The following is a 25,560-nucleotide window of genomic DNA, read 5'->3' as shown; positions in this document are numbered from 1 at the left end:
GTAATATACCGGCGGCGTTAAATTTTCTATCCTATAGGTCGATGTCTGAATCTAAACGGCGAACCTGGCGGGAGGATAGCGTCCACATCGCCCCGAGGAGCAGCAGAAGACCACTTACTATGAAGATGAGCCCAATCGAGGTCGCATTTTCTGAACCGATGATCCAGGTAAGCCAAGGGGACAGCTTCGTTCCAAGGAGGAACCTTTCGAGCCATTGATCGGCCATCGGTCCCGTAATAAGGAAGGACATGGGCGCCATGAGGGCACATAACTGGCCATATGCGGCAAATACTCGTCCTTGAAGGGAAAGGGGCGTTTTACGCTGCAAAATGGAGTAAAACAAAGCCCCTGTCATCGCGAGTGGAAGCATAAGCAAAAATACGGCGGCTCCCAGAACGATGACATGAGTGCTCGTTCCGAGCAGGACAAACATCAAGGAGGTGAGGATTGAACCGCTGAAGATGAACCGGATTTTATACCGAAAATGCCCCCACCATACAGCAGCAGCCGCACCGGCCAAAGCACCGGCATTCATTGCTCCCAACAGCAAGGTCAAGGCATCGCTGCTCCCTGTGCGCTGCAGGAAAAAAGGGATAGCCAGCTCAAGCGGCCCGTTCAGAATAAAATTCCACCATCCAAAATACAGAAGCAGATAGAGCAGCGGTTTGTTTTGCCACAAAAATCGGAAACCTTGAATGGCATCGTTCCATATGCGAATTTTCTCCAGCGGTCTTTCTTCGTGCTTCATTTCAGGCAGCGGGAGAAAAGCGACCACGCCGGTTCCTATCAGGAAGGTGAACAGATCCGCCGCCAAGATGATGCTAATTCCATACGGTTCGTAGAGTAAACCAGTCAACGGAGGGGCGATCACCCCTGCAAGCGGAAAGAGCAGCTCTTTCATGGCATTTATGCGATCCAGCTCTTCATCCATCACCATAAGCGGGATCATGGCGGAGGTTGCCGTGCTCTGAAGCGCTACAAACAATCCCTGCACGGCAGCAATAACATAGACCGGCCACAGCGTGGAATGGATGTTCATCAGGCAGATCACGAGCAGCAGCGTACAGACCGCCTGGCCTGTATCTCCGGCAATAATGGCCGTTTTGCGCTTCCAGCGGTCAGCAGCGATGCCGATCCAGCCGCCAAAGAACAAGAGGGGAAGCTCATTGAAAAGTGCCAGCAGCAGCAAGGGGGTCGATTGACCCGTTTCATGGAATAATATTAGCCCGATCGCAATGGAGGTCATGCGGCTTCCCAACATGGAAAAACCCTGCAAACCGAAAAAAACGTAAGGTAAAGCTTTAGAAGGGTACATGGCTATTCTCCTTTTATGGCAGCAAAAAAGCTCCCATGGAACTACAGATCCACGGAAGCTTGTAACTTCGGAACTGAGGAGCGCGAAAGAGCGCCTGCCTCCGACCAAAGTGCTGCTTGTTGTGCTGATGTTCTGAAGTGGGAAGCAGGAAAAAGGCGCATCGAATCAAAGCTCTGCGGATGGACAGAACGTCAAAGATGGCGATTTCCTGCTTTCGTATGCGATTAAGCCTGCACTTCAGAACGACCAGTGAGGAGCATATCCTGTCGATTCCCCTTTTTCTTTACCGATAGTAAGTGTACATATTCTATCACGCCGAATTTCTGCAGACAATATGACTTAGGTGTCGATGGAAATAAAATTTTATTTGCACCGAGGGTTTCCGTTTGCCTCATTCATTGTCCGTCCGGAGAACTTTAATGACTGCAGCAAGCTCTTCGTTTTCGTACCCGGCTTGTATCGCCTTTTCGTATAATCTCTTGGCGAAATTGGGGAAATCCGGATTGATCCGTGCTTCGCGCGCCTGCTTCACCCATAACTCTGCCGTTGACATGCAGGTTTTGACCGAGCTTTGGGGCTGATCATAAGTCTCCGACTGAATCACTTCTCCTTCATGCTTGATCATTTGCCCGAAAACAGGGGAGATGTCGGCTATCATAGAACCGAACGTATCGACCCGGTGGCCTTCGGATTCAAGAATGCGCGCGCCGTGAAAGAAGCCGAACATCGAGCCGAACATCGTGGAAAGGGCGGCTAAATCCCATGCAGAGGCGGATCCAACCGATTCGCCCAGATATATCAGGTTTCCGGCCAAGATTCTAAGAACCGGCTCACTCCGCCGATATGCGCCTTCCGAGCCTGACAGGAATAAAGGTGTATCAGGCATTCCTATCTGAGGAGGTGTTGCCATAATGGCACCGTCCAGATAATCGGCACCCTGCTCATGAGCCCACGTCTCGCTGTTCCTTGCGTCTTGAGGAGTCCCCGTGCTGAGTTCCACCACTAACTTACCGGCCATTCTAGCGGCGACATCCTCTGATCCCAAGATGCTCCGCGATATCTCATAGGTTGCCACGCATACGATAATGATTGGGCTGGCATTCACAGCAAGTGCGGCATTGGGTTCAAAAACCGCTCCTTCCTGAACGAGAGCCTCTGCCTTCTCGCTTGTCCGGTTCCAAACCGTCACCTTCTTGCCGCTGCGCAGCAAGGTCCGGGCTAACGCTGAACCCATAGGACCCGCCCCAATAACCGTTATATCACTCATGTTTGTTCATTCCTCCCCATGATTTTTTGCCGTTATTCGTGTTTGTAATCCCTCGGCTATTTCATTGTAAGGCAGGATCGATTTGGCGTATAATGATTGAAAATCATAAAAGCATCATTATTATTGATACCGAAATGAGGGTTGGTCGTACATGGAGCTATCGGATATGAAGGTGTTTCTGGCCATCGCAGAAGAAGGGAACATTTCCCGGGCTGCCGAACGATTGGGCTATGTACAATCGAATGTGACGGCAAGGATTCGCAAGTTGGAAGAAGAGTTAGGTCTTCCCTTATTTTACAGACATCCTAAAGGAGTAACGTTGACCGATAAAGGAGTGACCTTCAGTGAATACGCGAAGAGTATTCTGAATTTGTCGGAAGAAGCGGTGCAAGTCGTTAAAGAAACGGAATTTCCCAGCGGACCGCTTGCGATCGGCGTGGTGGACAGCGTAACTTGTCTGGATTTCATGGATACCCTGGCAGAATTTCAACGCCGGTATCCCGATGTTTCGCTGTCCATTTGGTCCGGGACGTCACCGGATCTTCTGACTAAAGTGCTGGACCATCAATTGGATGGAGCGTTCGTGACCGGCGAATTTGCTTCTCCGCACCTGGTATCTGAACATATCCAGCGCGAAGAGTTAACTTTGGTAACCCCGTCACATATGCGCGGGTTCCCGGATTTGTCACAGACGAGATGGGCCGTGTCGCCGGCAGGTTGTCCATTCAGGCGGGCATTGGAGGATTGGCTGCGAAGCGAGGGAGTTTCTTTCGATAATATCATCGAATTCAGCTCGCTGGAGACGCTGATCGGGTGCGTACGCTCCGGACTTGCTGCCACGCTGCTGCCGGCCTCCGTCTTAGCAGGGGACTACTCGGCGTTTGGGGCATTTCCGATTCCGGAACAGTACAGATATACGCAGACCTGTCTTATCCGCCGCAAAGATCGTTATTCCAGCAAAGCTTTCGTAGCATTCTCCAAGTTGATACTCGAATCCATGGCTGTGTAATGATGGAGGGGAAAAAATCAGACAGCGTCCTTATAGGAGGTACACACGAAGAGCCGCCAATCAGGCGGCTTTTTTGCTGCTTGTATGCGTGTCTGGTTTGCATCAGGATACCGTCGGCAGATGCTGTTCCAGCAGCATCACCAATTGTTTAACCATCACTTCTGGCGGATACGGCATCGAATTTACGACCCACCATTCCACCAGCCCCGTGATTGCAGCCGCCACAAATTGTACCGTGATCTCCCGATTCGCTCCTTGCGGAAGGCCATAAGTTTGGACCTGCTCCTCGACACCCCTGATGATGAAAGTCATCATTTGGCCTCTGAACGCGTGGGTTCCTTTTCTTGTCAACAACGTTTCGTAGATGTGCGCATGCCGTTCCAAATATTCAAACGTTTCAAGCAGCGGGCCATCGGACGCAAACAAGGTTGTGTCTTTTCCAGGCATGCAGGTCTCGTACAATTGCTTCAAGTAGCTGTCGATACACTGATCCAGCAAGTCGTATTTGTCGGCATAATGCAAATAAATGGTCCCCCGGTTTACATTAGCCCGATCCGCAATTTCGTTGATCGTAATATGCTCGATTTTTTTCTCCTCCAATAATTCGACGAAGGCTTTGAGTATCGCTTCCCGCGTTTTTGCAATCCGTCTATCCATCGTTTCTCCTTTTTTTGAACACTCGATATGTGTTTGTTGATTTATCGACAAAAGCAAGAACATTACCGATTGATGCCGTCTTATCGCATTGATATGCTAAGTCTAATCAACATTTGTTGATAAATCAATATTTGTTAAAAATAATGGAGCGGAGGAGTATTTATGAACATATTGGTTTACGGGGCAGGCGTTTTAGGCAGCTACTTGGCGCACGTACTGGTGCGCGGAGGCCATGATGTGACTGTATTGGCCAGAGGTAAGCGGGCGGAGGAACTGGAGCAGAGCGGCCTCGTCATCCGCCACTATTTTCAGCGCAAAACGACGGTCGATCGGATCCGGGTTATTCGTTCTTTGGACGCAGAGGAGAGCTTCGATCTCATCTTTGTCGTCATGACCTATCCGGATTTTCCATCCGTGCTGCCTGTACTGGCTGCGAATCAGAGCCGTCATATCGTTCTGGTAGGAAATAATGCGGATTCTCGCAGGATGCAGCATGAACTGCAGCAAATGAGCCGGACCGATAAACAGGTCGCCTTTGGTTTTCAGATTAGCGCGGGGCGGAGGGAAAATGGACGCATCGTCTGTATCCGCGCAGGCGGGCAAATGGTACTGGGCGGGATTGACGGGCCGGTTTCTTTTCGGTCATTGCTGGAAAAAGCGTTCGAAAGTACCAAATACAAGCTGGTGTTTCATAAGGATATGGACGCTTGGTTAAAGAGCCACATCGTTCCAATTTTGGCGATGAATGCTGCCTTGTTTGCCAAAGGCGGAAGGCTGCAAGAAATAGCCAAGGATAAAGAAATACGTACGCAGATCATTGCGGCGATTGATGAAGGTTTCGGGGTGCTTGAAGCCTTGGGATATACGATTACGCCTGCCGGTCAAGCAGCATTTTTCCGCAACCATAAACGGACGGCCAGCCTGGCGCTGAAAATTTACCACAGCGTGCCGGTAGCCCGATTGGTGGACGGATCTTTCGAGGAAATCGCCGCCTTCTTCGAAGCGTTCGGCGATTGGAAGCGTAATGCGGGTATACCTACTCCCCGGTTGGACGATCTTGAGAAACAGTTTTTCTTCAGTAAAAATACTGACAGCCAACACCTCCAACTGTCTTCAATTGACCGAGTTGGAGAATGAGCAATCGGTGAGAAACATGCTCCCGGGATCACTGATATAATGCATTTAATTACAACGCTTTTATGGGAGGTTGTTATTGATATGGGCGAAATCATTCTTACCATGCAGGTCTCGCTGGATGGCATTGTGTCGGACGAGCATCTTTGGATGACGCTTAGCAGGGAAATTCTTGAAGATTATCTGGATTATTATCAGACGATCGATACGATCATCGTCGGCAGAAACTCGTACGCCTCATTAGCCGAATACTGGCAGCAGGCGGAGAACTCATCCGATGCATTGGAGCAGGCCATTGCCAAAAAGATGAACGACATTCCTAAACTGGTGGTATCGCACTCCGATGTGGAACTAACCTGGAGAAACTCGGAATTATTGCTGGTGAAGGATGAGCACTCCCTTGCTGAAGAACTCCAAGCCCGTAAGAAAACCGTGCAGCGAATTTCAGTGGAAAGCGGCGTGAAGACGTGGCAAACCTTTATCGAGCACGGGCTTTACGACAAATTATGGCTGCTGGTTCATCCGGTCGTCGCATCCCAAGGCGAGCATTTATTCGCACTGGCCGGACAGCGGCAGTCGCTGCAGTTGACGCAAACCAAAACCTATTCCAACGGAGTCGTTGGTTTACAGTATCAGGCGGCAAATCAAACAGGACAACCTTTTTAGGAAGGTTGTCTTGTTTTATGGGCTTCGTTTACAATAAGATTTTATGGACTAAGAAATGCGAAAGCCGGGAGAGATTCCATGCAAGAAACGATATTAATTGCCGAAGACGAAGCCATTTTAAGGGAAATTGCCAAAGATTATTTTGCGAATGAGGGGTATGAAGTGCTGGAGGCTGCTGATGGGGAAGAAGCCCTGCATCTATTCCAAACGAACGATCCTGCGCTAATTATTCTGGATATTATGCTGCCTGAGTTGGATGGATGGTCGGTATGCCGGCGGATCCGCAAAACGTCAAATGTTCCGATCATCATGCTGACGGCCCGGTCGGATGAAGAGGATACACTGCTCGGATTTGAGCTGGGTGCCGATGATTACGTAACCAAGCCCTACAGCCCGCCTATTTTGATGGCTAGAGCGAAGCGTCTGCTCGACAGCCGTCGTCGGCAACCGGTCAACACCGTCCATCAGAGCTTGTCGCTTGGCGGCATTAGCCTGAATCTCACTTCAAGATCCGCCGCTGTTGACGGCAGAACACTTCACTTGACGTTTACGGAATATGAAATTTTAGTCCTGCTGATGAAAAACCCGGGAATGGTCATCACCAGGGAACAATTCATCGCCAAAATATGGGGGTATGAAGATGCGGGGGACGACCGGACTTTGAATACCCATATCCGCAATTTGCGCATCAAGCTCGGCGATAAGTCAAGTTTGATCACAACCATTCTTCGGATCGGCTACAAATTCGAGGATCCGGCATGAAGACGAGGATCGTTTTTAAGTTATTTTTGCTTACGGCCGCGCTGTGCATGCTGATTTTGGGTGCGGTCGTCATAGGACAGACGGTATTTTTTAAACAGTTTTACGCGAACCAGAAGGTAAAGGAAACGGTTAAATCCATCCGGAATTTCGCCAATGAATACGAGCAAACGCCGGGTAGTGAAAAAGCCATACTGCAGCTGGAGCAGAAGTTCTACGACCAGTACCATGTATGGATCACCCCGCTCGATCGATACGGGAACATGCATCAAGCGAACGATTTTGCGCTGGAAGTCAAACTGGACTCTTCCCAAGAGCACCCGGAGCTCTCGAACAAAGAAATCCGGATACCCCTCTACCATCTAGTCAACCAGGAGGAGATCCTTGGCGGGAAAACTCCCCAATTATCTCCGGGAATGCGAATCAGTATTTACGGTGTCGTCAAGGATTCCGCGCTTATTCCTTACATCATCGGAAAAACCGGAATTTTCCCTCCCGGCACGCTAGGCGCTTTAACACCGGCACAGCTGGAAGGGGGCAAAGGGCAGCCCTTTTGGGAAAACCGGCAGCTTGAGGAGCAGGTGAATCAGTATCTTCATGAGAAGTATTCCGGCACAGCGGAAACTTCACTGGTGACGATGATCATTGGGACCGTCCAAGCCGTTCATGTACCGCAGGATAGTTTCACATCTCTGTCGTATCTTGCTCCCCAATCTTTCTTTATGGAGCGGGCGCGGGCTTATCAGGCCGAGCTCCTGTTGAACCCTGGTAAAGCGGACGAACCATCCTTGCAGATTACCGACGAACACCGGAACGATATTCCCTATAAGCAGGTCGTCCTGCGGGTGAAGGATTCGGTGGGCGGAGAGGGATATCTGTTCGCTATGGTATCCCTGCAGCCTGTAGACGATGCGTTGAATATGGTCAAGGCTTATTACGGTTATGTCCTTGGTTTTGCCATCGTGTTGATTCTGTTTGCGTCCTACTATTACTCAAGGAAAATTGCCGGTCCCTTACTGCAGATCAACCGGGTTACTGAAAAAATTGCCAACCTGAATTTTTCCGAGAAGGTTCCTGTCTTGTCCAGAGACGAAATCGGCGATTTGGCCAAAAATATCAACACACTGTCTGACGCCCTGCATTCCCGTATTGAACAGCTGAAACAGGACATCGAAAAAGAAAAGAAGCTGGAAAACACACGCAAAGAGTTTATCGCGAGCGTGTCCCATGAGCTAAAAAATCCGCTCAGCGTGATGAAAAGCTGTCTCTCCGCCGTGAAGGACGGCGTAGCCCGGCACAAGAACGATTACTACATGGCAGCGTTGGAGAAGGAAGTGGACCGCATGAATTTGCTGGTCGTGGATATGCTCGAGCTGGCTAAATTCGAATCCGGCACCTACCAAATGAAGGGAGAGTCGTTTGACATTGATGAAGCCATTCACGATGCGTGCGGGCTGCTGACGCTGGATATGGAGAATAAACATTTGAATTTGATGATTCAAGTCGACCAAGCGAGAGTATGGGGCAACCGCCAACGGATCGAGCAGGTGCTTGCCAATTTTCTGACGAATGCCATTCGGTATACACCGGAAAACCAGTCGATCCATATTTCGGCCAGAGAAGAAGGAGAGGCTGTTAAAGTCAGCGTTGAGAACAAAGGTGCCAGAATCCCTGAAGACCAGCTGGATAAAATCTGGGACCGCTTTTACCGGGGAGATGCTGCACGGAAGCGGTCGGATGGAGGAACGGGACTCGGGCTAGCCATTTGCAAAAATATTCTGGAGCTCCACGGCTCCCGTTATGGCGCCATGAACACGGAGGATGGTGTCCTGTTTTACTTTTACCTCCACAAGGCTTGATGAATGCAACCATTCCCTCGCAAGGAAACGCCGGTTCTGTATGATGCAGGACGGGCGTTTTTCTTTTGTCTAGCTTGGAAGAACCATTCTTTAGCTCCTGTTGACTTCATCTTTATCTGATCTTGATTTGGGTCTTTTATGCTGTCTTACGAACTCAAGGAACAGAAATCAAGGAGGTCCTTCAACATGAAGAAAAAAATGGGGTTTATTCTGCTGGCCGGGGCGATGGCTTGTTCCATATCGGCTTGCAGCTCGGGAGTAAATGGCAGCGCGGTTTCGACAGATACACCAAGTGCGGTGAATGATCAGCAAGCGAGCACCGAAGCAAATGCTGCGCGGTCGGCATTTGCATCCAGTATGTTCGTCGGAGATTCGTTTGTGGAAAAGATCACTAAATGGCTGGACAAAAGTCAAACCATCGCCAATGCGGGAGCAACCGCTCAATTTGCCATTGAAGACGTGGATCAAATCGCCGCAAGGCAGCCGGCGCATGTGTTCATCATGCTTGGATCCAATGACCTGCTCATGCCGGTAGACGATCCTATCGCCAATTCCATGAACCATTATGCCAAGCTGATCGAGGGGATTCGTAAAGCCGTACCGAATGTGAACATCCACGTCCTATCGGTTACGCCAGTGACGGACCAAGTATTAAAAGAAGAACCGCGCTACAAACAAATCCCGGACTACAACCGTTCGCTGAAACAGATGGCCGCCCATGAAAACGTTGACTATATCGACTTGTCATCCATTTTCCAGACGGGTGCGGATCTTCATACCGAGGATGGCGTTCACTTCAAGGATGAGTTTTATCCGCGGTTTCTTCAAAAAGCGGAAGCCCATCTGAACACACCCGAGTCATGAGTAATCCGGGACAAGCTCACTATATCCCCGGTCTGGATGGGATCAGAGCGCTGGCTGTATGTGCAGTCATTGCTTACCATCTGAATTTGGGGTGGTTTCCCGGCGGTTTTTTAGGTGTCGGCATCTTCTTCGTTCTCTCCGGATATTTGATTACGGATCTGCTCGTCCGGCAGTGGGAAAGAACCGGGCGGATCGATCTGCGGGACTTTTGGGTCCGACGCGCTCGAAGGCTGCTTCCCGCCATGTGCTCGGTACTGCTCATTGTGATCGTCTGGCTCGCCTTATTTCAAACCACGCGTTTGGCCGAATTATGGGGCGATATTGCAGCGTCCTTGCTGTATGTAACCAATTGGTGGTTTATCGTTAACGACACAGCGTACTTCTCGCGGTTCAGTACAGCTTCACCGCTTATGCATTTCTGGTCTTTAGCCGTTGAAGAACAGTTTTATCTGGTCTGGCCGGTAATACTCATGCTGGGACTCCGCTTCGTTACCAGCCGCAAACTATTGTTCGCGATAATTCTTATAAGTGCTTTGGCTTCAGCCTTAGCCATGTACTTCCTCTACGTACCAGGGCTGCTGGATACGAGCAGGGTGTATTATGGAACCGACACGCGTGCGTTCTCGCTGTTGATGGGAGCCGGACTTGCTCTGTGCAGGCCCGCTGGTAATTCGGGCAAGGAGGGAAAGGGGAGAACTGGACTTTCGACAATCGCAATGGATTTCACGGGATTTGTTGGGCTAGCTGTTCTAATTTGGATGATCTGCGGGACAAGCCAATACGAACCCTTCCTGTACCAAGGCGGCATGGTACTGCAAAGTACGGCCACAGCAGCGGTCATCGCCGCGGCCGTTCAGCCCTCTACATGGATCGGGCACTGCCTAAGCTGGAAGCCGCTTCGCTGGTTGGGTATTCGTTCCTATGGAATATATCTGTGGCATTACCCGATACTCTTGCTTACATTTACAGGAGAGGAACGGTCTTTCCTTCATACAGCCGTGCAAATGACTGCTGTTCTGGTCATCGCAGCGATATCCTGGACGTACCTGGAAAAACCCATTCGCTATGGCTATAGCATCTGGAGTAGACAACGAGGAAATACAGACAAACGGTCTTCCAGGGAATCCTAGAGTTTAAAGTCAAAAAAACAACAACCTTTGCTTTTAGCGCATTCGGGTTGTTGTTTTTTTAGGAGCGGCCGCGGCAAGGCTACAGCTTTTTGACCGATTCGCGTATGACAAGCTGAGTGGACAGCAATATCTTTTTGTAACTGTTGAGCGTTTCACTGCTGCTGTTCTCGAACAGAAGCTTTGCCCCCTCGTAGCCGAGTTCCTCAAAATTCTGCTTGACGGTGCTCAGCGATACTTTGGCGTATTTGGCGCTTTCGATGTCGTCGAAGCCCATGATGGATACTTGCTCGGGAATTTTGACTCCCCGCTGGGTAAGCTGCCCGATCATTTCGAGCGCCCGCCGGTCGTTCACGCAGAAGAGTGCGGTCAGCTCGCCCTGCTGAATTTGTCTGCATAGCTTCGTATAGTCCAAATCCCGCTCCAGGTATAACAGTTCGTCAGCCGGGGCAAGGGAGGCATGTGTCATGGCATTCCGGTACCCGTTAAACCGGTCAACCTCGGTGCTCAAATGAAAATCATAAGCCGCAAATCCGATTTTTCGATGACCTTGGCCAATCAAATACTCCACGGCTTCGTAGGCGCCGTCATGGTTGTTGCACGTAATGCAATTGACGGGATAACCTGCAGGAATACGATCGAGCATGACAAAGGGAATCGACTGTCGGCGAATCTCGTTCAGATATCCCTTGGCCAACTCCGGATGGGCGGAATAAATAAGAAGTCCCCGGTTCTCGGATTGGATCAGTTTTTGAATGACCTCACGCTCCTGATCCACGTCGTTTTCCACAAATTCAATGATGAGCCTGCAGTCCTGCTGGTTTACGAACGACTGAATCCCTTTAATAATCTGCATATACGAAGCGTCATACATTTCGTTGCCGGAAATCATAAATGTGACGTAACTGGATGTTTTATGTACAGAAACGGTCGGATCGGCGACAAAGCTTCCTTTTCCCCGAATGCGGTAAATGACTCCTTCATTGACCAGCTCCGCCAGCGCCTTTCGCACCGTGATCGAGCTGACGTCAAGCAGTTTGGAAAACTCGGATTCGCTCGGAATTCGGTCATGGGTGCCAAGCTCTTTATTTTCTATTTGCAAAAGCACATAATCCTTCACTAACTGGTACTTGGGCAATGTTGAGTCGTTCTTGCTCATGTAGGTTCACCTCTTATAGACATATCCCTAATTATATCGTACATCGGGGTAAAATATATGGTTCTGCACTGCAAGGCTTGAAACAAGTTGCGACAGATACCGTATGCATGCTGATAACCCAACATTCCTTGTAGGTCAGGCCCGTAATTATTATAATATGGTTACTTAAGTTTAAGGTTTTACTTTAAAGAAGGGACCGTCCATGGACAAAAACTACACGCCGAAGCAGATGGCCACGAGACTTCATGTCAGCACCACCACCTTACGGAGATATGAAGAACTCGATTTGGTGCCAGATGTACCTCGCACATCCAGCAATAGACGGTATTACACACCGCTGCATGTACAAGCTTTCATTGCTTTACGTGCCTTAATCAAAGGATTCGAAATACCGGTCAGTTACGATGTCATGAGTTTGCTAAAAAAAGGTCACGTCGAACAGGCACTATGGACAATCAATCTCCATCAATACCATATTCAAGTAGAGAAACAACGCGTGGAAGAGATCATGGGCCTGATCCAAAAAACCGATTTCACCAAGTACAGAAACGTACATGTAACGGAAGAAATGAAAATCGGGGAAGTGGCCGCGATTGCTGGTGTAAACCCCTCCGCCATCCGCCATTGGGAAAAGGAGGGGCTTATTCGCTCCAAAAGGAACCCGGAAAACGGGTATCGGGTCTTTACGTCAGGGGAATTAAAAAAGATCATCGTACTGAGCAGTTTAAGGAAAACCGTCTATTTTATTGAAAATATGAAGCAGCTGCTTGCCGCTTTAGAGACATCTGATCTCGCTGCGATTGAACGCTCTTTCAAAGTGGCACTGCAAAAGCTGAATGAGCAGTTGAAACACCAAATGAACGGCATATCCGAAATGATGAGATACATTGAGCTCCACTCCTTCTTCGAAGAGAAATAGGCAAGAATTGAATAGGTATGTTCTAACGATGCCCAACCCCCTTTTCCTATAATGAGTACATAAGGTCGGGCACGGGAGAGACGGCACGGCCAATACATTCTAAAGGAGAGAAACGGATATGAGTTTGAATGGAAAAGTTGCCATCGTTACTGGAGCATCGAGAGGGATCGGGAGACAAATTGCGTTACAATTGGCAGATGCCGGCGCGAAGGTCGTCGTGAATTACTCCTCCAATGAGGCAAAAGCGGTTGAGGTGGTACAGGCGATTGAGCAGGCCGGCGGTGAAGCGGCTGCCATCCACGCCAATGTAGGCCGTTTGAATGAAGTCGAAGCGCTGTTCACGAATACGCTGGAGCGGTTTGGACGCCTGGACATTCTGGTCAACAATGCCGGGATCATGGGACTGGCGCCAATCGCGGAAGTGACGGAAGAAATGTTTGACCGGCATTTCGATATCAACGTGAAAGGAACGTACTTCGCTTGTCAGCAAGCGAACTTGCATATGGCGCAAGGCGGGACGATCATCAATTTTTCAACTTCGGTTGCAGGAGCCATGCTCCCGGGTTACAGCATATACGCGGCAACCAAGGGTGCCGTAGAGCAGATCACCCGACAATTGGCCAAAGAATTCGGCCCTAAAGGAATCACGATTAACACCATTTCCCCTGGACAGGTAGCAACGGATCTGTTCTTGAACGGAAAATCCGAGGAACTGATCGATTCCTTTCGCCGCATGAACGCCTTCGGTCGACTTGGAGAAGTGGACGACATTGCGAATGCGGTCGAGCTGCTGGTCAGTGACAAAGCACGGTGGATTACGGGACAGACGATTCGCGTTAACGGCGGTTTCAACTGAACAATGATGAGTCATCCGCGCTAGCGGATGGACTTGGCGATTAAAGCTTCCGGCAGCGGGAGCTTTTTTCCTTGTTGGCTATATTTGGTTCATTCTATCTATAATCATTTTTTAGCTTGTCACAGAGGGACATAGCGCATAACATTTTTGTGTAGCGATCGATTTGCTGCATGATGACTATCACCTAAGACCAAAGGAGTAATACCCATTGAACACGAATCAAAGGGCCATCGCGTGCCTTGAACAAAATAAATACGACGAAGCGCTAGCGCTTTTCAAACAAGCTGTGGAAGAGTCACGGGACGTTCAGTCTTTGACCAATCTTGCGTGGATCTATGTGCATGAAGAGGAAGATCACGAGGCAGCCTTGGCATTGCTCCAAGAGGTCATCGCTTTAAAACCGGCATCTTATTTTCCATATAATTTGTTGGGTGAGGTTTATATTGTCATGGAAAAGTGGCCGGAGGCATCGGATATACTGGCCCGGTCCCTAGCGATTCAACCTTCGGAGGAAGCGTACAATAACCTGGCGGTCGCGAGGTATCATTTGGGAGATATTCAGAGCGCTGCCGACTATTTTCAGCGTAGTGCTCAGCCCTTTGATTATGCGATGTACAGCCACATTAAATGCTTGATCGAGCTTGGGAGAGTGGAGGAGGCCAAAAGGAAACTGGACGCCTTTTCCGAAGAAGACGAAGAATTTGTCGGCCAGGTTGAAATGGCAGAATTGTATGTTGAACTGGGCTGTTTTGAGCAGGCTGTAGAATGGTTTGAAAAAGGATGGAAGTTATACTGGAAGACACCCGACTGGGTCAGCCGCTTTGTGTACGCTTTATTGAAAATTAACAAGGTCGCACGCGCACATGAAGTCCTAAGTGAAGTCATTCAGCAAAAAGCTGAGGACATCCGCGACGCAGACAAAGAGGCCTTTGACGACGATTGGACGGAGGATGAAAAGGCCGAGTATATTCAGAAACTGGCAGAGGAACAGAAGGCGTATGAGGGGCTGCTCCAACGTATTTCGGCAGGCTATATTCCTCCCATGAAATATGACACTTCCTTGCGGTCCGGCTGCTACTTGTTCGGATGCGAGCGCCATCAACATCCCGAGTATCATGAATGAAATGAGAATTCAGGCTATAATGATGTGGACAAACTCCAAAATGAAAGGAAATGGGTCGCATGAACAACGTTACCAAAATGAAGATCGGCAAACCGGTCAGTGAAGTGTTTGAAGCTTTTGTTGATCCAGCTAAAATAGGGAATTTCTGGTTTACATCAAGCTCTGAAAGATGGGAACAAGGCAAAACGATTACATTAAGTTACGACGAATACGATGCTCGGGGCGATATCAAGATCATGGAAATCAAAGAAAACCAAAAAATCGTGTTTCAATGGGGCGCCGAGGGAGAAGGGCATGAAGTTACCATTACGATTGCTGAATCGGGAATTTCCGAAAGTATCGTCGAGGTGACGGAAGAAGGGTTTAACGAAAACGAGCAGGACTGGATACGTCAATTAGTGGATAATAAAGAAGGATGGGTCTATATGTTGACTTGTTTAAAAGGGTATTTGGAATATGGCGTTCAATTGAGAGCCTCCCTGATCAAATAGTTAGCCAAATGCTTGCACAGCCGCCGATATTGTTGAAATAGAAACAAAATCTCCATATAATAGGGTCATGCACCAACGGGCGGGAGGGCAGACCATGAATAAACAAGAACAGGTCATGATGGATTTCAGGGACTTATTTAACAAGATGGCTTGGCTTAATAAATCCAAGATGGAAGACAGTCTTAAGGGGTATAAGCCCTCTGAAGTCCATTGCATCGAAGCCATCGGAAAAAATGACGATCCCAACGTAACCAAACTTGCGGAATCCCTTTATATGACGAGAGGTGCCCTAAGTAAACTAACGAAGAAGCTTATGGAAAAAGGCCTGATCGAAAGCTACCAGAAGCCGGATAACAAAAAAGAAATCTATTTTAGGCTTACGGAACAGGGGAAGTTCATTTATAACATCCATGAGGAACTGCACCAAGAGTTTCAAGAGCGGGATCAAGCCGTGTTTGAGCAGGTAACCGAGGAGCAATTTGACGCTATGCTTCGCTTCATCCAAGCGTACAGCAGGCATTTGGATGCCGAAATTATGAAACAGGGTATTAGTATTCATTAAGATGGACCCATTCGAATAATGAATAAGAGAACCGCAGGCAGTCGGGCTCTATGGAGCATGGCTGCTTTTTTGTTATGATTATTTTGTTGACAGGGAAACAAAGTTGCGTTATTGTTGACAAGGAAACAAACAACAACCTTCTGTGAGGTGATGAACATGGCAAAAGTCAAAGCCAAGGAACCAGGATTGCCCAAAGAAATGTTAATTGCCGCCTGGGCGATTGCTCTCGGAGCCATTGCCCCAATGCTGGACTCAACGATGGTGAACATCGCCATCGACCAGCTAACCAAGGATTTCAATACGACGCTGGATATCGTTCAGTGGTCCATTACAGGGTATGTTTTAGCCCTTGCGATTGCGGTTCCGGTATCCGGATGGCTTATGAATACATGTAACGGAAAGAAAATCTTTATCGGAGCAGTCATCGCTTTTGGTGTCATTTCGGTGTTAGTAGGTGTAAGCTGGGATATTTCCAGTTTCATCTTTTTTCGTCTGCTTCAAGGATTCAGCGCGGGGATCATAACGACGCTCATGTCCACCCTGTTGGTTCAAACAGCAGGTCCTGAAAATGTGGGGAAAGTGATGGCCATCGTCAGCACGCCTATGATTTTTGGACCAATTCTAGGGCCAGTCATCGGGGGCTTTATCGTTCAAGGCGCCTCTTGGCATTGGATATTCTTTATTAACGTGTTTATTGTTCTGATTGCTGCGCCTCTGATGATGAAAAAGATTCCCGACTTTGAACCGTTTGACAAAGACAGTAAACTCGATATTTTTGGAATTATTGATTTGTCCTTCATGAGTGCGGCCCTGATTTACGGCATTACGAAAGCAGCGGACCATGCATCCTTTAACAATCGTGAAACTATCCTATGGGTGGGCATGGGTCTTGCCTTAGCCGTCATTTACTTCGCTTATAATCGGATTCGAAAAAATCAAACCGTGCTTCCAATGAATTTATTTACACACAAGAGCTTCACGGCTGCGAGTATCGGCTTGTTTTTGGCGAATATTGCCGTCATGGGTCCGATGATCATCCTGCCGTTGTTCTTCCAAAACTTCCGGCATTTTACCGCCATTGAGGCCGCGCTTGCGTTAATTCCCCAAGGTGTCGGGATGCTCATTACCCGGCCGCTGATCGGAAAAATGATTGATCGGATCGGCGCGAAATACGTAGTTCTGGTCAGCCTTGTCATATCGCTTATTGGTTCCATTCCGCTAATCTCTATCACCGATCATACAAGCATGATCTGGATTTCCATCGTCTTGTTCATCCGGGGTACCAGCTTTGGAGGAATTATGCTTCCGCTTACGAGTGACGCTTATACAGGACTGGACAGCAAACAACTTCCGCAAGCAGGTGTCGGGATCAATATGATTGAAAACCTGGGTTCAAGCTTTGGTTCAGCGGTTATCGCAACTGTCGTCGCAGCGGCCCTCCAAGGAATGCAGCCAACGATAGCGAACGGATTACAGGGTTATCATACAGGATTCTTGGTATCCGCCGTTGTCCTTGCGGTAATCTGCATCCCGGGTCTATTCCTTACCCATAAAAAAAGCGCATCATAACGATCATCTCTTCACATTCAAAGGCGGATGCAGTCATTTTTGCTGCCATTCACGCAGCTTCCATATGGAACGGATGCCACCTGGCATTCGTTTTTTTGCGTGACAAGGGTTCCAGACGGCGATTAGCGAATACAGGACAATCATCCGGCGCATAGGCATCCAAAGAAAGACAACCGGAAGTATTTGGAGGAAGGTGGTGATCTGATCAGAACGATCTGAACCGGAGGATTTCCACAAGGATTTCCTCAAGAACATGGCATGGATAAAGGGAGGAGAGCCCTATCAAACGGTGGAACGATTATTTGCTGAAAACAAAAATGTTTATCGCATTCTCGGCGGTATCCCTGTTTATCGTGACGTTGACCTGCCTGATGTTTGACTACAAAAATGTAAGCGATATCAAAAGCCAAACGTTCGCACTATCGGATACGATTACGAGGCAGTTCAGCAGGACGTTCGAGCTGTATGTTCAGGACATTGAAAAATTATCCGTGTCGATCATCGGGGATTCCATCATCCAGAACAGCCTGATCGATCATTACCATTCCGACGATCCTGTGGAGCAGAACGAAATCGAGCTCACGATCAACAATCGGCTGTTCACGCATTTACAGTCGAGATCCCAATTGCAGAGCATTTACCTGTTTACATTGGACCATAATGCTTATTTTGTATCGAAAGCCAGCGGACCTAAAGTCAGTTTTCATCTGGAAGATGAAATCTGGTATCCCCGAACAGCCGAAATCATGACAAACAAGTTCATTTTACTGCCTGTCTGTGAGGAAAATACCGGAGGAGACCGCCGGGAGAAGGTCATTTCATTCGTGCGGAACATCAACCGCATCCCTTATCGGGACACCCTCGCGTATATGAAGATCAACATCAATGTGAACGTGATTAACGACATGCTCGTCATGTCCGATGCCAACGAATTTGAACGGAGCATGAGGGTTCTCATTGTGACGGACCAGGGAGACATCGTGTACGACGACAAGGACGAACTGACCGGAAACACCCATTCGGGACTGGGCAAGTCCGCATTTCAGAAATCGCCTCACTCGGGGGAACTGACGTGGATGGGGCAGCGTTACCTGTACACGATCGAGCATTCGGATTATACCAAATGGAATACGGTCATTCTTACGCCGAAAGATTTTTTACTGTCCAAACAGAAGAAGTCGCAGTATATTCTCGCTCTTGCCGGGCTGCTCGCCACAGTCCTGATCGCCTTCGTGTCTTATCTTTTGTCTCACCAGATCACGATTCCGCTGCGTAACTTGATGAAGAAAATGACGCGGGTCGAGCAGGGCGATTTCAGCCAGTACATGTCCGTTACAGGAAATCACGAAATCAGCAGGCTGAGCCGGATTTACAACAACATGCTGGACAGCATTTCCCGCCTGATCAACGAAGTATACGAATCCAAATTGGCGGAGAAAAATGCCCAGTTATCGGCGCTGCAGGCGCAGATCAATCCTCATTTTTTGTACAACACCCTGAACATCATGAAGTCAATCAGCCGTGTCCGGGGTATCGAGGAGGTTGCCGAAATGTCGGAATCGCTCGCAGAGCTGTTCCAATACAGCATGAAAAATTTACAGCACCCGGTCCCCCTTCAAGAGGAACTGAACCATATCGAAAATTACATGAACATCCAGCATCACCGTTTCGGCAGCAGGTTCGAGCTTCACGTGTCCGTCCCTGAGCATCTGCTCCATGCATCGGTATTGAAATTAACGATACAGCCTCTGATCGAAAACGCCATCATCCATGGACTGGGTAACATGAAGTCCGGCGGAAGGATTGACCTTCGGGCGATGCAAAACGGCAGCTCGTTCGTCATCGAGGTGTCCGATAACGGCCAAGGCATGGACAAGGAGCAGCTGGAAGGGCTGCGGAGCGCACTCCAGCATGCTGCACAATCGAGCCGCCGCATTCAAGACCAGCCGTATGGCATCGGACTCAGCAATATCCGTGAACGGATTCGGTTGTTCTATGGGGCTGAATACGGGATGGAGCTGGAGAGCAGCCAGGGTGGAGGGACGATCGTCCGGATTACGTTACCGTTTAGGGATCACGACAGCTGGAATAAGGAGGAGGGTTCGGATGAATATATTTTTGGTGGAGGATGAGCATTGGGCGCTTGCGGAGCTCGTCGAATTGTTCCGGATCTATGAGGCGCAGCACCGCATTTTTGCATTTGGCAGCGGAGATGAAGCGTTGGCCGCGGCCTATGAGAACACGCCCGACCTGGTAGTGACCGACATCACGATGCCGGGAATGGACGGGCTGGAATTGATCAAAGCGTTAATCGGCGTCCACCCAGACCTCAAAGCGATCGTGCTGAGCGTACATGACCAGTTTACCTATGCCCAGCAGGGAATGAAAATGGGAGTCATCGACTATTTGCTGAAGCCTGTGCGCAAGGAGGTTTTATACGCGGCCATCGATCAAACGCTTCTTCAAATTACAAACGATACGAAAAGAAAAACCGAACGTATGCATGCAGCCGTCACACAGATGCTCTTGTCTTCAGAGACCCCGGAGAATGAGTATACGGCATCGGTTACCGGGAGCCTATATTTTGCAGCATTACTGCAAATAGATGGTCATGCTTCGGAAGAGGGCGGGAAGGATACGGCGCTCGGCAGCGTACGATCGGTATTTCTCAAGCGGCTGCGGGAACAAGACCTCTACGGCATCGACGTTGGCGCGAAGCGGAAGGTTCTGCTTGCAGCCTTAGAGGATGAACAGCTTATTGCATATTGTACGTCCTGCCTTCAAATGCTCTATCAACAATTGATCCGTTCCGGAATTCAAGTGCACATGGGTTACGTCATCAAGATGAAGGGGGAGCCCCTGCACTCCAGCTATACGGCACTGAACAAAATGATCGAGGAGCAGAAGAAGTTCGGGATGTCCACATACGTAACGCCAGACACATGCACTGTAGAGGCTGAAATCGGCGAAATATGGGATCGTGCCAGGCTGCTCCAAAATTTTATCGCACAGGGAGAAATTCAAAAGGGGAAAGATACGATTCAGAGCATAGTTCATGAATTAAAGCATCATCAACTGACTTTGAAGCAGCTTACGCTGTTCATTAGTGATCTTTTCTATTCGCTCAAATATAACCTTCATGCTTCTACCAAGCGGGACACCCGGATCGCAGCGCTCCATGACGACATGCATGTACTTCACGAATTCACTACGTATGATGAATTGTCCGGCTGGCTCACCCGTAAAGTATTCGGGCTGTTCGGCGGGCAGACACCTTTAGATCAGAAACCCAAGGATCTTGTCCCCATTCTGTTAAATCATATCCATTCGAATTATGAGCATGATCTTTCACTTCAGCAGTTTGCCGCGGAACATCACGTAAGCCTCGGTTATTTGTCACGCCTGTTTAAAACCCAGACGGGGTACACCTTCTCAGACTATTTGATCAGGCACCGGATCGAAGCAGCCAAAACGCTGCTGAGTGAGGGAGCCCGCATCACGGATGTCAGCAGACTTGTCGGTTATGAGGATCCAAAGCATTTCAGCCAAGTATTCAAACGAATCGTCGGCGCCCCCCCTAAAACATACGCTCAAATGCAAAAAAGAAAATTCACCCCCTAAAAATGGGCAAAAGCACAGGTGTTCACCCACCCGTAATCCATCTAATCTTAATTTACGAGGGAACCCGGGCCCTTGATGCTGCATCGTTTCTCCCATCGAAAACGCATTCAACCTTTGAGCAATCCGCAGGATCCAATGAAGGAATCAGTTAGGGAGGTTGTATAAACATGAAGACGACGAAGAGCAAACCGCTTGCATTCGTTACCAGTATCGTGTTGATGATGACGCTGCTTGCAGGCTGCGGGGGAGGGGGCAATGCCGCCGAAGGCGATACCGGAACCGCCGGTTCAACTTCGAAAAAGACGACGCTGACGTTGATGGTCGGCAACACAGGTACAACCCTGGAGACGCTGAAAGCCGTAGCGGCAGAGGCCGAGAAAAAGCTGAATATCGCTATCGAATTCGATATTAAACCGGACGGCGGGGAAGGCGACAATCTGGTCAAGACGCGCCTGGCCACCGGCGATATGGATGATCTGCTCGTATATAACACCGGATCGCTTTTTCTGGCACTAAATCCGGAAGAGCACTTCATGGATGTTACGAGCGAACCTTTTATGGCGAATGTACTCGATTCCTTCAAGACGGTCGTCACATCCAACGGTAAAGTATACGGCGCTCCTGTGGGATCCACCAATGCAGGGGGCATTCTCTACAACAAAAAGGTTTACGCCGACCTTGGCTTATCCGTACCGAAAACATGGGATGAATTCATGGCCAACAACGAAAAGATCAAAGCAGCGGGCAAAACCGCCGTTCTCGCTTCCTACAAGGATACTTGGACTTCACAGTTGTTTGTGCTGGCCGACTTCTATAACGTTCAGGCGCAAGTGCCGAATTTCGCGGCGGATTACACGGCCAACAAGGTCAAGTATGCAACCACGCCTGCGGCTCTTCGCGGCTTCGAAAAGATCGAAGAAGTGTACAAGAAGGGCTATATGAATAAGGATTTTCTGGCAACGACCTATGACGTGGCGCTGAAAATGCTGGCCACCGGCGAAGGCGTGCATTACCCGATGCTGTCCAGCGGACTCGACACGATCATGGCCAATACGCCGGACCAGATCGACGACATCGGATTTTTCGCCCAGCCGAGCGACAGCGTGGACGTAAACGGGCTGACCATATGGATGCCGAGCGGCCTGTATATCAACAAAGACACTAAAAATGCCGACGCGGCAAAGAAATGGGTGGACTATTTTGTCTCTCCGGAAGGTCAGGCCGTATTCGCTTCCAAGGTGAAAGCGGCGGGACCATACGTGATCAAAGGCGCCACACTGCCGGACGATTCTTACGGTGCCGTAAAAGACATGCAGCATTATTTCGACGAGGGGCACACTGCTCCAGCGCTTGAATTCGTTTCCCCGGTCAAAGGGCCGAACCTCGAAAACATTACGGTCGCTGTCGGCAGCGGCATCAGCACAGGAAAGAAAGGGGCCGAAGACTACGACAAGGACGTGGAGAAACAGGCGCAGCAGCTGAATCTTCCTGGCTGGTAACCGCCGAGAAAGGAGAACTTCATGACCAAAACCAAGATGAGAACGTATTCGTATTTCTTTTTACTGCCAGCCGGCATCATTTACTTCGTCTTTTATTTGCTCCCTACCATCCTGTCGTTTTTCTTCAGCATGACGAGATGGACCTTAACAAAATGGACGTATATCGGCTTTGAAAACTATGCCACGTTTTTCTCCGAAACGTCGCTGAGCATCGGTTTCCGGAACACGCTTGTGTACGCCGTCGTGACCTGCGGGTTAAAAGTCGTGCTTGGTCTTCTGCTCGGTGCCTTCCTTACGTCCAGGGTTTTGTTCAAAAACTATTTGCGTTCGGTTATTTTCTTTCCGACTTTACTAAGTACGATCGCTGTGGGGATCGCATTCTCCACGATGATGCACCCTTCGCACGGGATGTTCAACACCGTCCTGGCCTCTCTCGGCATCACCGGGCCGGATTGGCTGGGCAATACCAAAATCGCGTTATTGTCAGTTGCGATGGTCGATGTCTGGAAGGGCGTCGGCGTCGCGACGGTCATCTACATCGCAGGGATATCGGCGATTCCCCAGGAATATTACGAAGCCTTGAAGATCGACGGAGGGAACAACTATTCCGCTTTTTGGAACATCACGCTGCCGCTGAGCCGGCCGGCCATGAACTCTGTCATTATTCTTGCATTCATCGGCGGCCTGCGCTCCTTCGATTTGATTTGGGCGATGACGAAGGGGGGACCCGGTTTTACGACCGACCTGATCGCCTCCATTATTTACAAGCAATACCAGGCCGGCTTCTATGGGCTCGCTACGGCCGGTAACGTGATCTTGTTCATCGCCGTCTCGGTGCTGGCATTTCCGCTCTATAAGTTCCTGACGAAAAGCGAGGTGAACTTATGAGCAAAGATATAAGCAGCAATCAGATGATCAAGGGCATCCGCGGAAGCAGGAGCGAGCGCGCTGACGGCAGACTATCCAAACGGGTGAGGAAAATCACCATGGGTATCGTGGCACTCCTTCTGAGTACCTTGATCTTTTGGATTCCCTTTTACTTTGTCATCATCAATTCGCTTAAAAATCAGGCGGAATCCGCGGATATGAGCATGGCTTGGCCGACCAGCTTTCATTTCCTGGACAATTATAAAGCCGTCCTGACTGCTTCGGATTACATGCTGATCCGCGCATTCATCAACAGCACGCTGCTCACTGTCCTGTCCATCAGCATCCTCGTTATTGTGGCGGCGATGGCCGGCTTCGTGCTGCAGCGCAGGGAAGGAGGGAGGACGTCCTCCTTCATTAATTTTCTTGTGCTCGCCGGGCTCATGATCCCGCCGGCCATCGTGCCGACGATCTGGGTGCTCGATTCCATCGGCTTGTTTAAGACGCTGGCGGGCATCACGCTTATCGAAGTCGCGCTTCATTTTCCGTTTGCGGCGATTTTGTACAAAGCGTTTGTGGCGACGCTCCCCCGTGAAGTCGATGAGAGCGCTTTGATCGACGGATGCGGCGGCGGCCGGTTATTTTTGAGCATCATTTTTCCGCTATTGAAGCCCGTGACCTCGACTGTGATCGTGCTGACGTCCATCAATGTGTTTAACGACTTTGTCAATCCGCTTTACTTTTTCCCCGGCGCGGACAACGCCACGATTCAGCTGACGCTGTACAATTTCATGAGCCGATTCACGACATCATGGAACTTGCTGTTTGCGGACATCGTGCTGATCTCGATCCCGCCGCTCATTCTCTTTATTTTCTTTAACAAGAAAATCGTGGCGGGGATGACAGCAGGGGCGGTCAAAGGCTAGAAGAATGACCCGGCTAAATGTGCATCACAAATCGTCCGGATCGGTGCGGTTTCTGTCCCGATCGACCATGAATCAGAAATACGCGGGGATTATGATGTTATTAGAAAACGGTTACAGACCTTCTAATTGTGGAGCAGCGAATCAATAACGGGTGAAAGGGATGAGGAAATGGCGGTCAAAATCGGAATCGTCGGCATGAATGGAATCGGGAATAACCACGCCAATTGTTATAAGGACGACGAATTGGCGGATGTTGTAGCGGTATGTGACGTCGTTCGGGAACGGGCGGATGCCGCTGCGGAAAGACACGGCGTGAAAGCCTATTACAGCGTGAAGGACATGATCGAGAACGAGCCGGATTTGCAGGTCGTGGACATTACGACTGGAGGGATCGATAACGGAAGCTGGCATTTCGAACCGGCGATGGAAGCGATCGGTTACGGCAAGCATGTGCTCGTCGAAAAGCCGCTGTGCAACGATGTCCGCGAAGGCCGTGAACTCGTTGCGTTCGCGGAGAAGCAGAAGGTGTATCTTGGATGCAACCTGAATCACTATTTCACCGCTCCTGCCGAGAAGGCGAAGGCTTACATGGACGGCGGAGAAATCGGCGAGCTTGTGTACTGCCTCGCCAAGATGGGCTTCAACGGCGGCGAAGCGAATTATGCGCCTGCCGGCTCCGCGAAAATCAGCGGACATCCGTATTTTCACATGCGGGCGTTTCTGACCCATCCGTTCAGTGTGATGCGGCATTTCTGCGGAGACATCACCCACATCCAAACGTTCTCGGACCGGCCGGGGTTCCGCCGCAGCGCCGGTGACGTGATGGTGTCCATCAACAGCATTCATGTCAAGTTTGCGAACGGCGGCGTAGGGTATCTGCTTAGCCAGCGGGGCGATGCGGTGTATGGGCTCGGCGGCTGGTGGAGCCTGGAGGTGGCTGGATCCAAGGGGACCTTCTGCATCGAAAATTGCGTCGAGAAGGTTTCATTCTGGAAAGCGGAGAAGGGCATCGCTGCGATCAGCGTTCAACCGGAGCCGGTCGTCACCGATTTTGGCACAAACGATTTTAACCGGACGTTCAACAACCGGCTGCACGCCTTCCTGGAGGATGTAGAGAACAAAGTGTCTCAGGACCAGCTGCGCGCCAGCGGCCGCGATGCACTGGCCGTATTGGAATACGTTCATGCGGTTCAGGAGTCCTACGAACTCGGTGGTGAAGTCGTTCGGCCGCATCCGCTGCCGCCGCTGCATGGAGATCCGCTGTACTTGAAATAAGAAATCCGGATGATATCCATTATTCGAATATTCGAA

General features: G+C 49.6%; 23 protein-coding genes. 19 read left to right on the top strand and 4 right to left on the bottom strand.

Features of this window, described 5'->3' with window-relative positions; all coding sequences use genetic code 11:
- Positions 1 to 31: 31 nt before the first annotated feature.
- Together K2F33_RS23705 and K2F33_RS23700 are read right to left on the bottom strand one after the other, a co-directional pair.
- Positions 32 to 1,315 (bottom strand): MFS transporter, encoded by a 1,284-nt coding sequence (locus K2F33_RS23705; protein ID WP_263878880.1) that lies wholly within the window; start codon positions 1,313 to 1,315, stop codon positions 32 to 34.
- Between the two features lie 391 nt (positions 1,316 to 1,706).
- Entirely contained in the window at positions 1,707 to 2,582 is an 876-nt protein-coding gene (locus K2F33_RS23700; protein WP_263878878.1) for an NAD(P)-dependent oxidoreductase, read from the bottom strand.
- 151 nt (positions 2,583 to 2,733) lie between these two features.
- Here K2F33_RS23700 and K2F33_RS23695 point away from each other — a divergent pair, with 151 nt between their 5' ends.
- The gene (locus K2F33_RS23695) at positions 2,734 to 3,591 is read left to right on the top strand and encodes a LysR family transcriptional regulator (protein ID WP_089547318.1); all 858 of its coding nucleotides are present in this window, start codon (positions 2,734 to 2,736) and stop codon (positions 3,589 to 3,591) included.
- Between the two features lie 102 nt (positions 3,592 to 3,693).
- Here K2F33_RS23695 and K2F33_RS23690 read toward each other — a convergent pair whose 3' ends face one another.
- The gene (locus K2F33_RS23690; protein WP_263878875.1) at positions 3,694 to 4,248 is read right to left on the bottom strand and encodes a TetR/AcrR family transcriptional regulator; all 555 of its coding nucleotides are present in this window, start codon (positions 4,246 to 4,248) and stop codon (positions 3,694 to 3,696) included.
- A gap of 162 nt (positions 4,249 to 4,410) precedes the next feature.
- On the opposite strand from K2F33_RS23690, the gene K2F33_RS23685 reads away from it, so the two are divergent.
- From K2F33_RS23685 to K2F33_RS23660, 6 genes are all read left to right on the top strand, one after another.
- On the top strand, positions 4,411 to 5,385 hold the full coding sequence (locus K2F33_RS23685; protein ID WP_212968480.1) for a ketopantoate reductase family protein: 975 nt from the start codon (positions 4,411 to 4,413) through the stop codon (positions 5,383 to 5,385).
- Between the two features lie 81 nt (positions 5,386 to 5,466).
- A complete protein-coding gene (locus tag K2F33_RS23680; RefSeq protein ID WP_263878873.1) occupies positions 5,467 to 6,048 on the top strand; it encodes a dihydrofolate reductase family protein in 582 nt (193 codons plus the stop codon).
- A gap of 78 nt (positions 6,049 to 6,126) precedes the next feature.
- Complete coding sequence (locus K2F33_RS23675) at positions 6,127 to 6,810, top strand: response regulator transcription factor (RefSeq protein WP_263878871.1); 684 nt, start codon at positions 6,127 to 6,129, stop codon at positions 6,808 to 6,810.
- Positions 6,807 to 8,666 (top strand): sensor histidine kinase, encoded by a 1,860-nt coding sequence (locus tag K2F33_RS23670; RefSeq protein WP_263878869.1) that lies wholly within the window; start codon positions 6,807 to 6,809, stop codon positions 8,664 to 8,666. Before K2F33_RS23675 ends, K2F33_RS23670 begins: the two co-directional genes overlap by 4 nt.
- Before the next feature lie 186 nt (positions 8,667 to 8,852).
- A complete protein-coding gene (locus tag K2F33_RS23665; RefSeq protein WP_263878867.1) occupies positions 8,853 to 9,530 on the top strand; it encodes a GDSL-type esterase/lipase family protein in 678 nt (225 codons plus the stop codon).
- The gene (locus tag K2F33_RS23660) at positions 9,527 to 10,660 is read left to right on the top strand and encodes an acyltransferase family protein (protein ID WP_263878866.1); all 1,134 of its coding nucleotides are present in this window, start codon (positions 9,527 to 9,529) and stop codon (positions 10,658 to 10,660) included. The genes K2F33_RS23665 and K2F33_RS23660 overlap by 4 nt, the downstream gene beginning before the upstream one ends.
- Before the next feature lie 79 nt (positions 10,661 to 10,739).
- On the opposite strand, the gene K2F33_RS23655 is transcribed toward K2F33_RS23660, so the two are convergent.
- Positions 10,740 to 11,816: a GntR family transcriptional regulator gene (locus K2F33_RS23655; RefSeq protein ID WP_263878865.1), complete on the bottom strand. Its 1,077-nt coding sequence runs from the start codon at positions 11,814 to 11,816 to the stop codon at positions 10,740 to 10,742.
- Positions 11,817 to 12,018: 202 nt separating this feature from the next.
- Between K2F33_RS23655 and K2F33_RS23650 the strand changes: the two genes are divergently transcribed.
- The 12 genes from K2F33_RS23650 (at position 12,019) to K2F33_RS23595 (ending at position 25,524) form a co-directional block, all read left to right on the top strand.
- A complete protein-coding gene (locus K2F33_RS23650; protein ID WP_263878864.1) occupies positions 12,019 to 12,735 on the top strand; it encodes a MerR family DNA-binding transcriptional regulator in 717 nt (238 codons plus the stop codon).
- 118 nt (positions 12,736 to 12,853) lie between these two features.
- The gene (locus tag K2F33_RS23645) at positions 12,854 to 13,591 is read left to right on the top strand and encodes an SDR family oxidoreductase (protein WP_263878863.1); all 738 of its coding nucleotides are present in this window, start codon (positions 12,854 to 12,856) and stop codon (positions 13,589 to 13,591) included.
- A gap of 208 nt (positions 13,592 to 13,799) precedes the next feature.
- Positions 13,800 to 14,714 carry a tetratricopeptide repeat protein gene (locus K2F33_RS23640; RefSeq protein ID WP_263878862.1) on the top strand — a complete coding sequence of 305 codons (915 nt, stop codon included), beginning with the start codon at positions 13,800 to 13,802 and terminating at the stop codon, positions 14,712 to 14,714.
- A 59-nt stretch (positions 14,715 to 14,773) separates the two neighbouring features.
- Entirely contained in the window at positions 14,774 to 15,205 is a 432-nt protein-coding gene (locus K2F33_RS23635; protein WP_263878860.1) for an SRPBCC family protein, read from the top strand.
- A gap of 94 nt (positions 15,206 to 15,299) precedes the next feature.
- Positions 15,300 to 15,767: a MarR family transcriptional regulator gene (locus K2F33_RS23630; RefSeq protein ID WP_152404539.1), complete on the top strand. Its 468-nt coding sequence runs from the start codon at positions 15,300 to 15,302 to the stop codon at positions 15,765 to 15,767.
- 156 nt (positions 15,768 to 15,923) lie between these two features.
- Positions 15,924 to 17,336: an MDR family MFS transporter gene (locus tag K2F33_RS23625; protein ID WP_076165474.1), complete on the top strand. Its 1,413-nt coding sequence runs from the start codon at positions 15,924 to 15,926 to the stop codon at positions 17,334 to 17,336.
- Between the two features lie 302 nt (positions 17,337 to 17,638).
- Positions 17,639 to 19,468 (top strand): cache domain-containing sensor histidine kinase, encoded by a 1,830-nt coding sequence (locus tag K2F33_RS23620; protein WP_263878857.1) that lies wholly within the window; start codon positions 17,639 to 17,641, stop codon positions 19,466 to 19,468.
- Entirely contained in the window at positions 19,443 to 20,957 is a 1,515-nt protein-coding gene (locus K2F33_RS23615) for a response regulator transcription factor (RefSeq protein ID WP_263878855.1), read from the top strand. The genes K2F33_RS23620 and K2F33_RS23615 overlap by 26 nt, the downstream gene beginning before the upstream one ends.
- 167 nt (positions 20,958 to 21,124) lie before the next feature.
- The gene (locus K2F33_RS23610) at positions 21,125 to 22,456 is read left to right on the top strand and encodes an ABC transporter substrate-binding protein (protein WP_263878853.1); all 1,332 of its coding nucleotides are present in this window, start codon (positions 21,125 to 21,127) and stop codon (positions 22,454 to 22,456) included.
- A 21-nt stretch (positions 22,457 to 22,477) separates the two neighbouring features.
- Positions 22,478 to 23,344: a carbohydrate ABC transporter permease gene (locus K2F33_RS23605; protein WP_145133505.1), complete on the top strand. Its 867-nt coding sequence runs from the start codon at positions 22,478 to 22,480 to the stop codon at positions 23,342 to 23,344.
- A gap of 98 nt (positions 23,345 to 23,442) precedes the next feature.
- Entirely contained in the window at positions 23,443 to 24,249 is an 807-nt protein-coding gene (locus K2F33_RS23600; RefSeq protein ID WP_263882436.1) for a carbohydrate ABC transporter permease, read from the top strand.
- Between the two features lie 168 nt (positions 24,250 to 24,417).
- The gene (locus tag K2F33_RS23595; RefSeq protein ID WP_263878850.1) at positions 24,418 to 25,524 is read left to right on the top strand and encodes a Gfo/Idh/MocA family protein; all 1,107 of its coding nucleotides are present in this window, start codon (positions 24,418 to 24,420) and stop codon (positions 25,522 to 25,524) included.
- Positions 25,525 to 25,560 lie beyond the last annotated feature (36 nt).

This window comes from Paenibacillus sp. PSB04, from assembly GCF_025809195.1.
In the GTDB taxonomy this organism is placed as follows: domain Bacteria; phylum Bacillota; class Bacilli; order Paenibacillales; family Paenibacillaceae; genus Paenibacillus_AQ; species Paenibacillus_AQ favisporus.
Note: the sequence above shows the minus strand (reverse complement) of the source record. Positions and strands in the feature narration are given on the sequence as shown.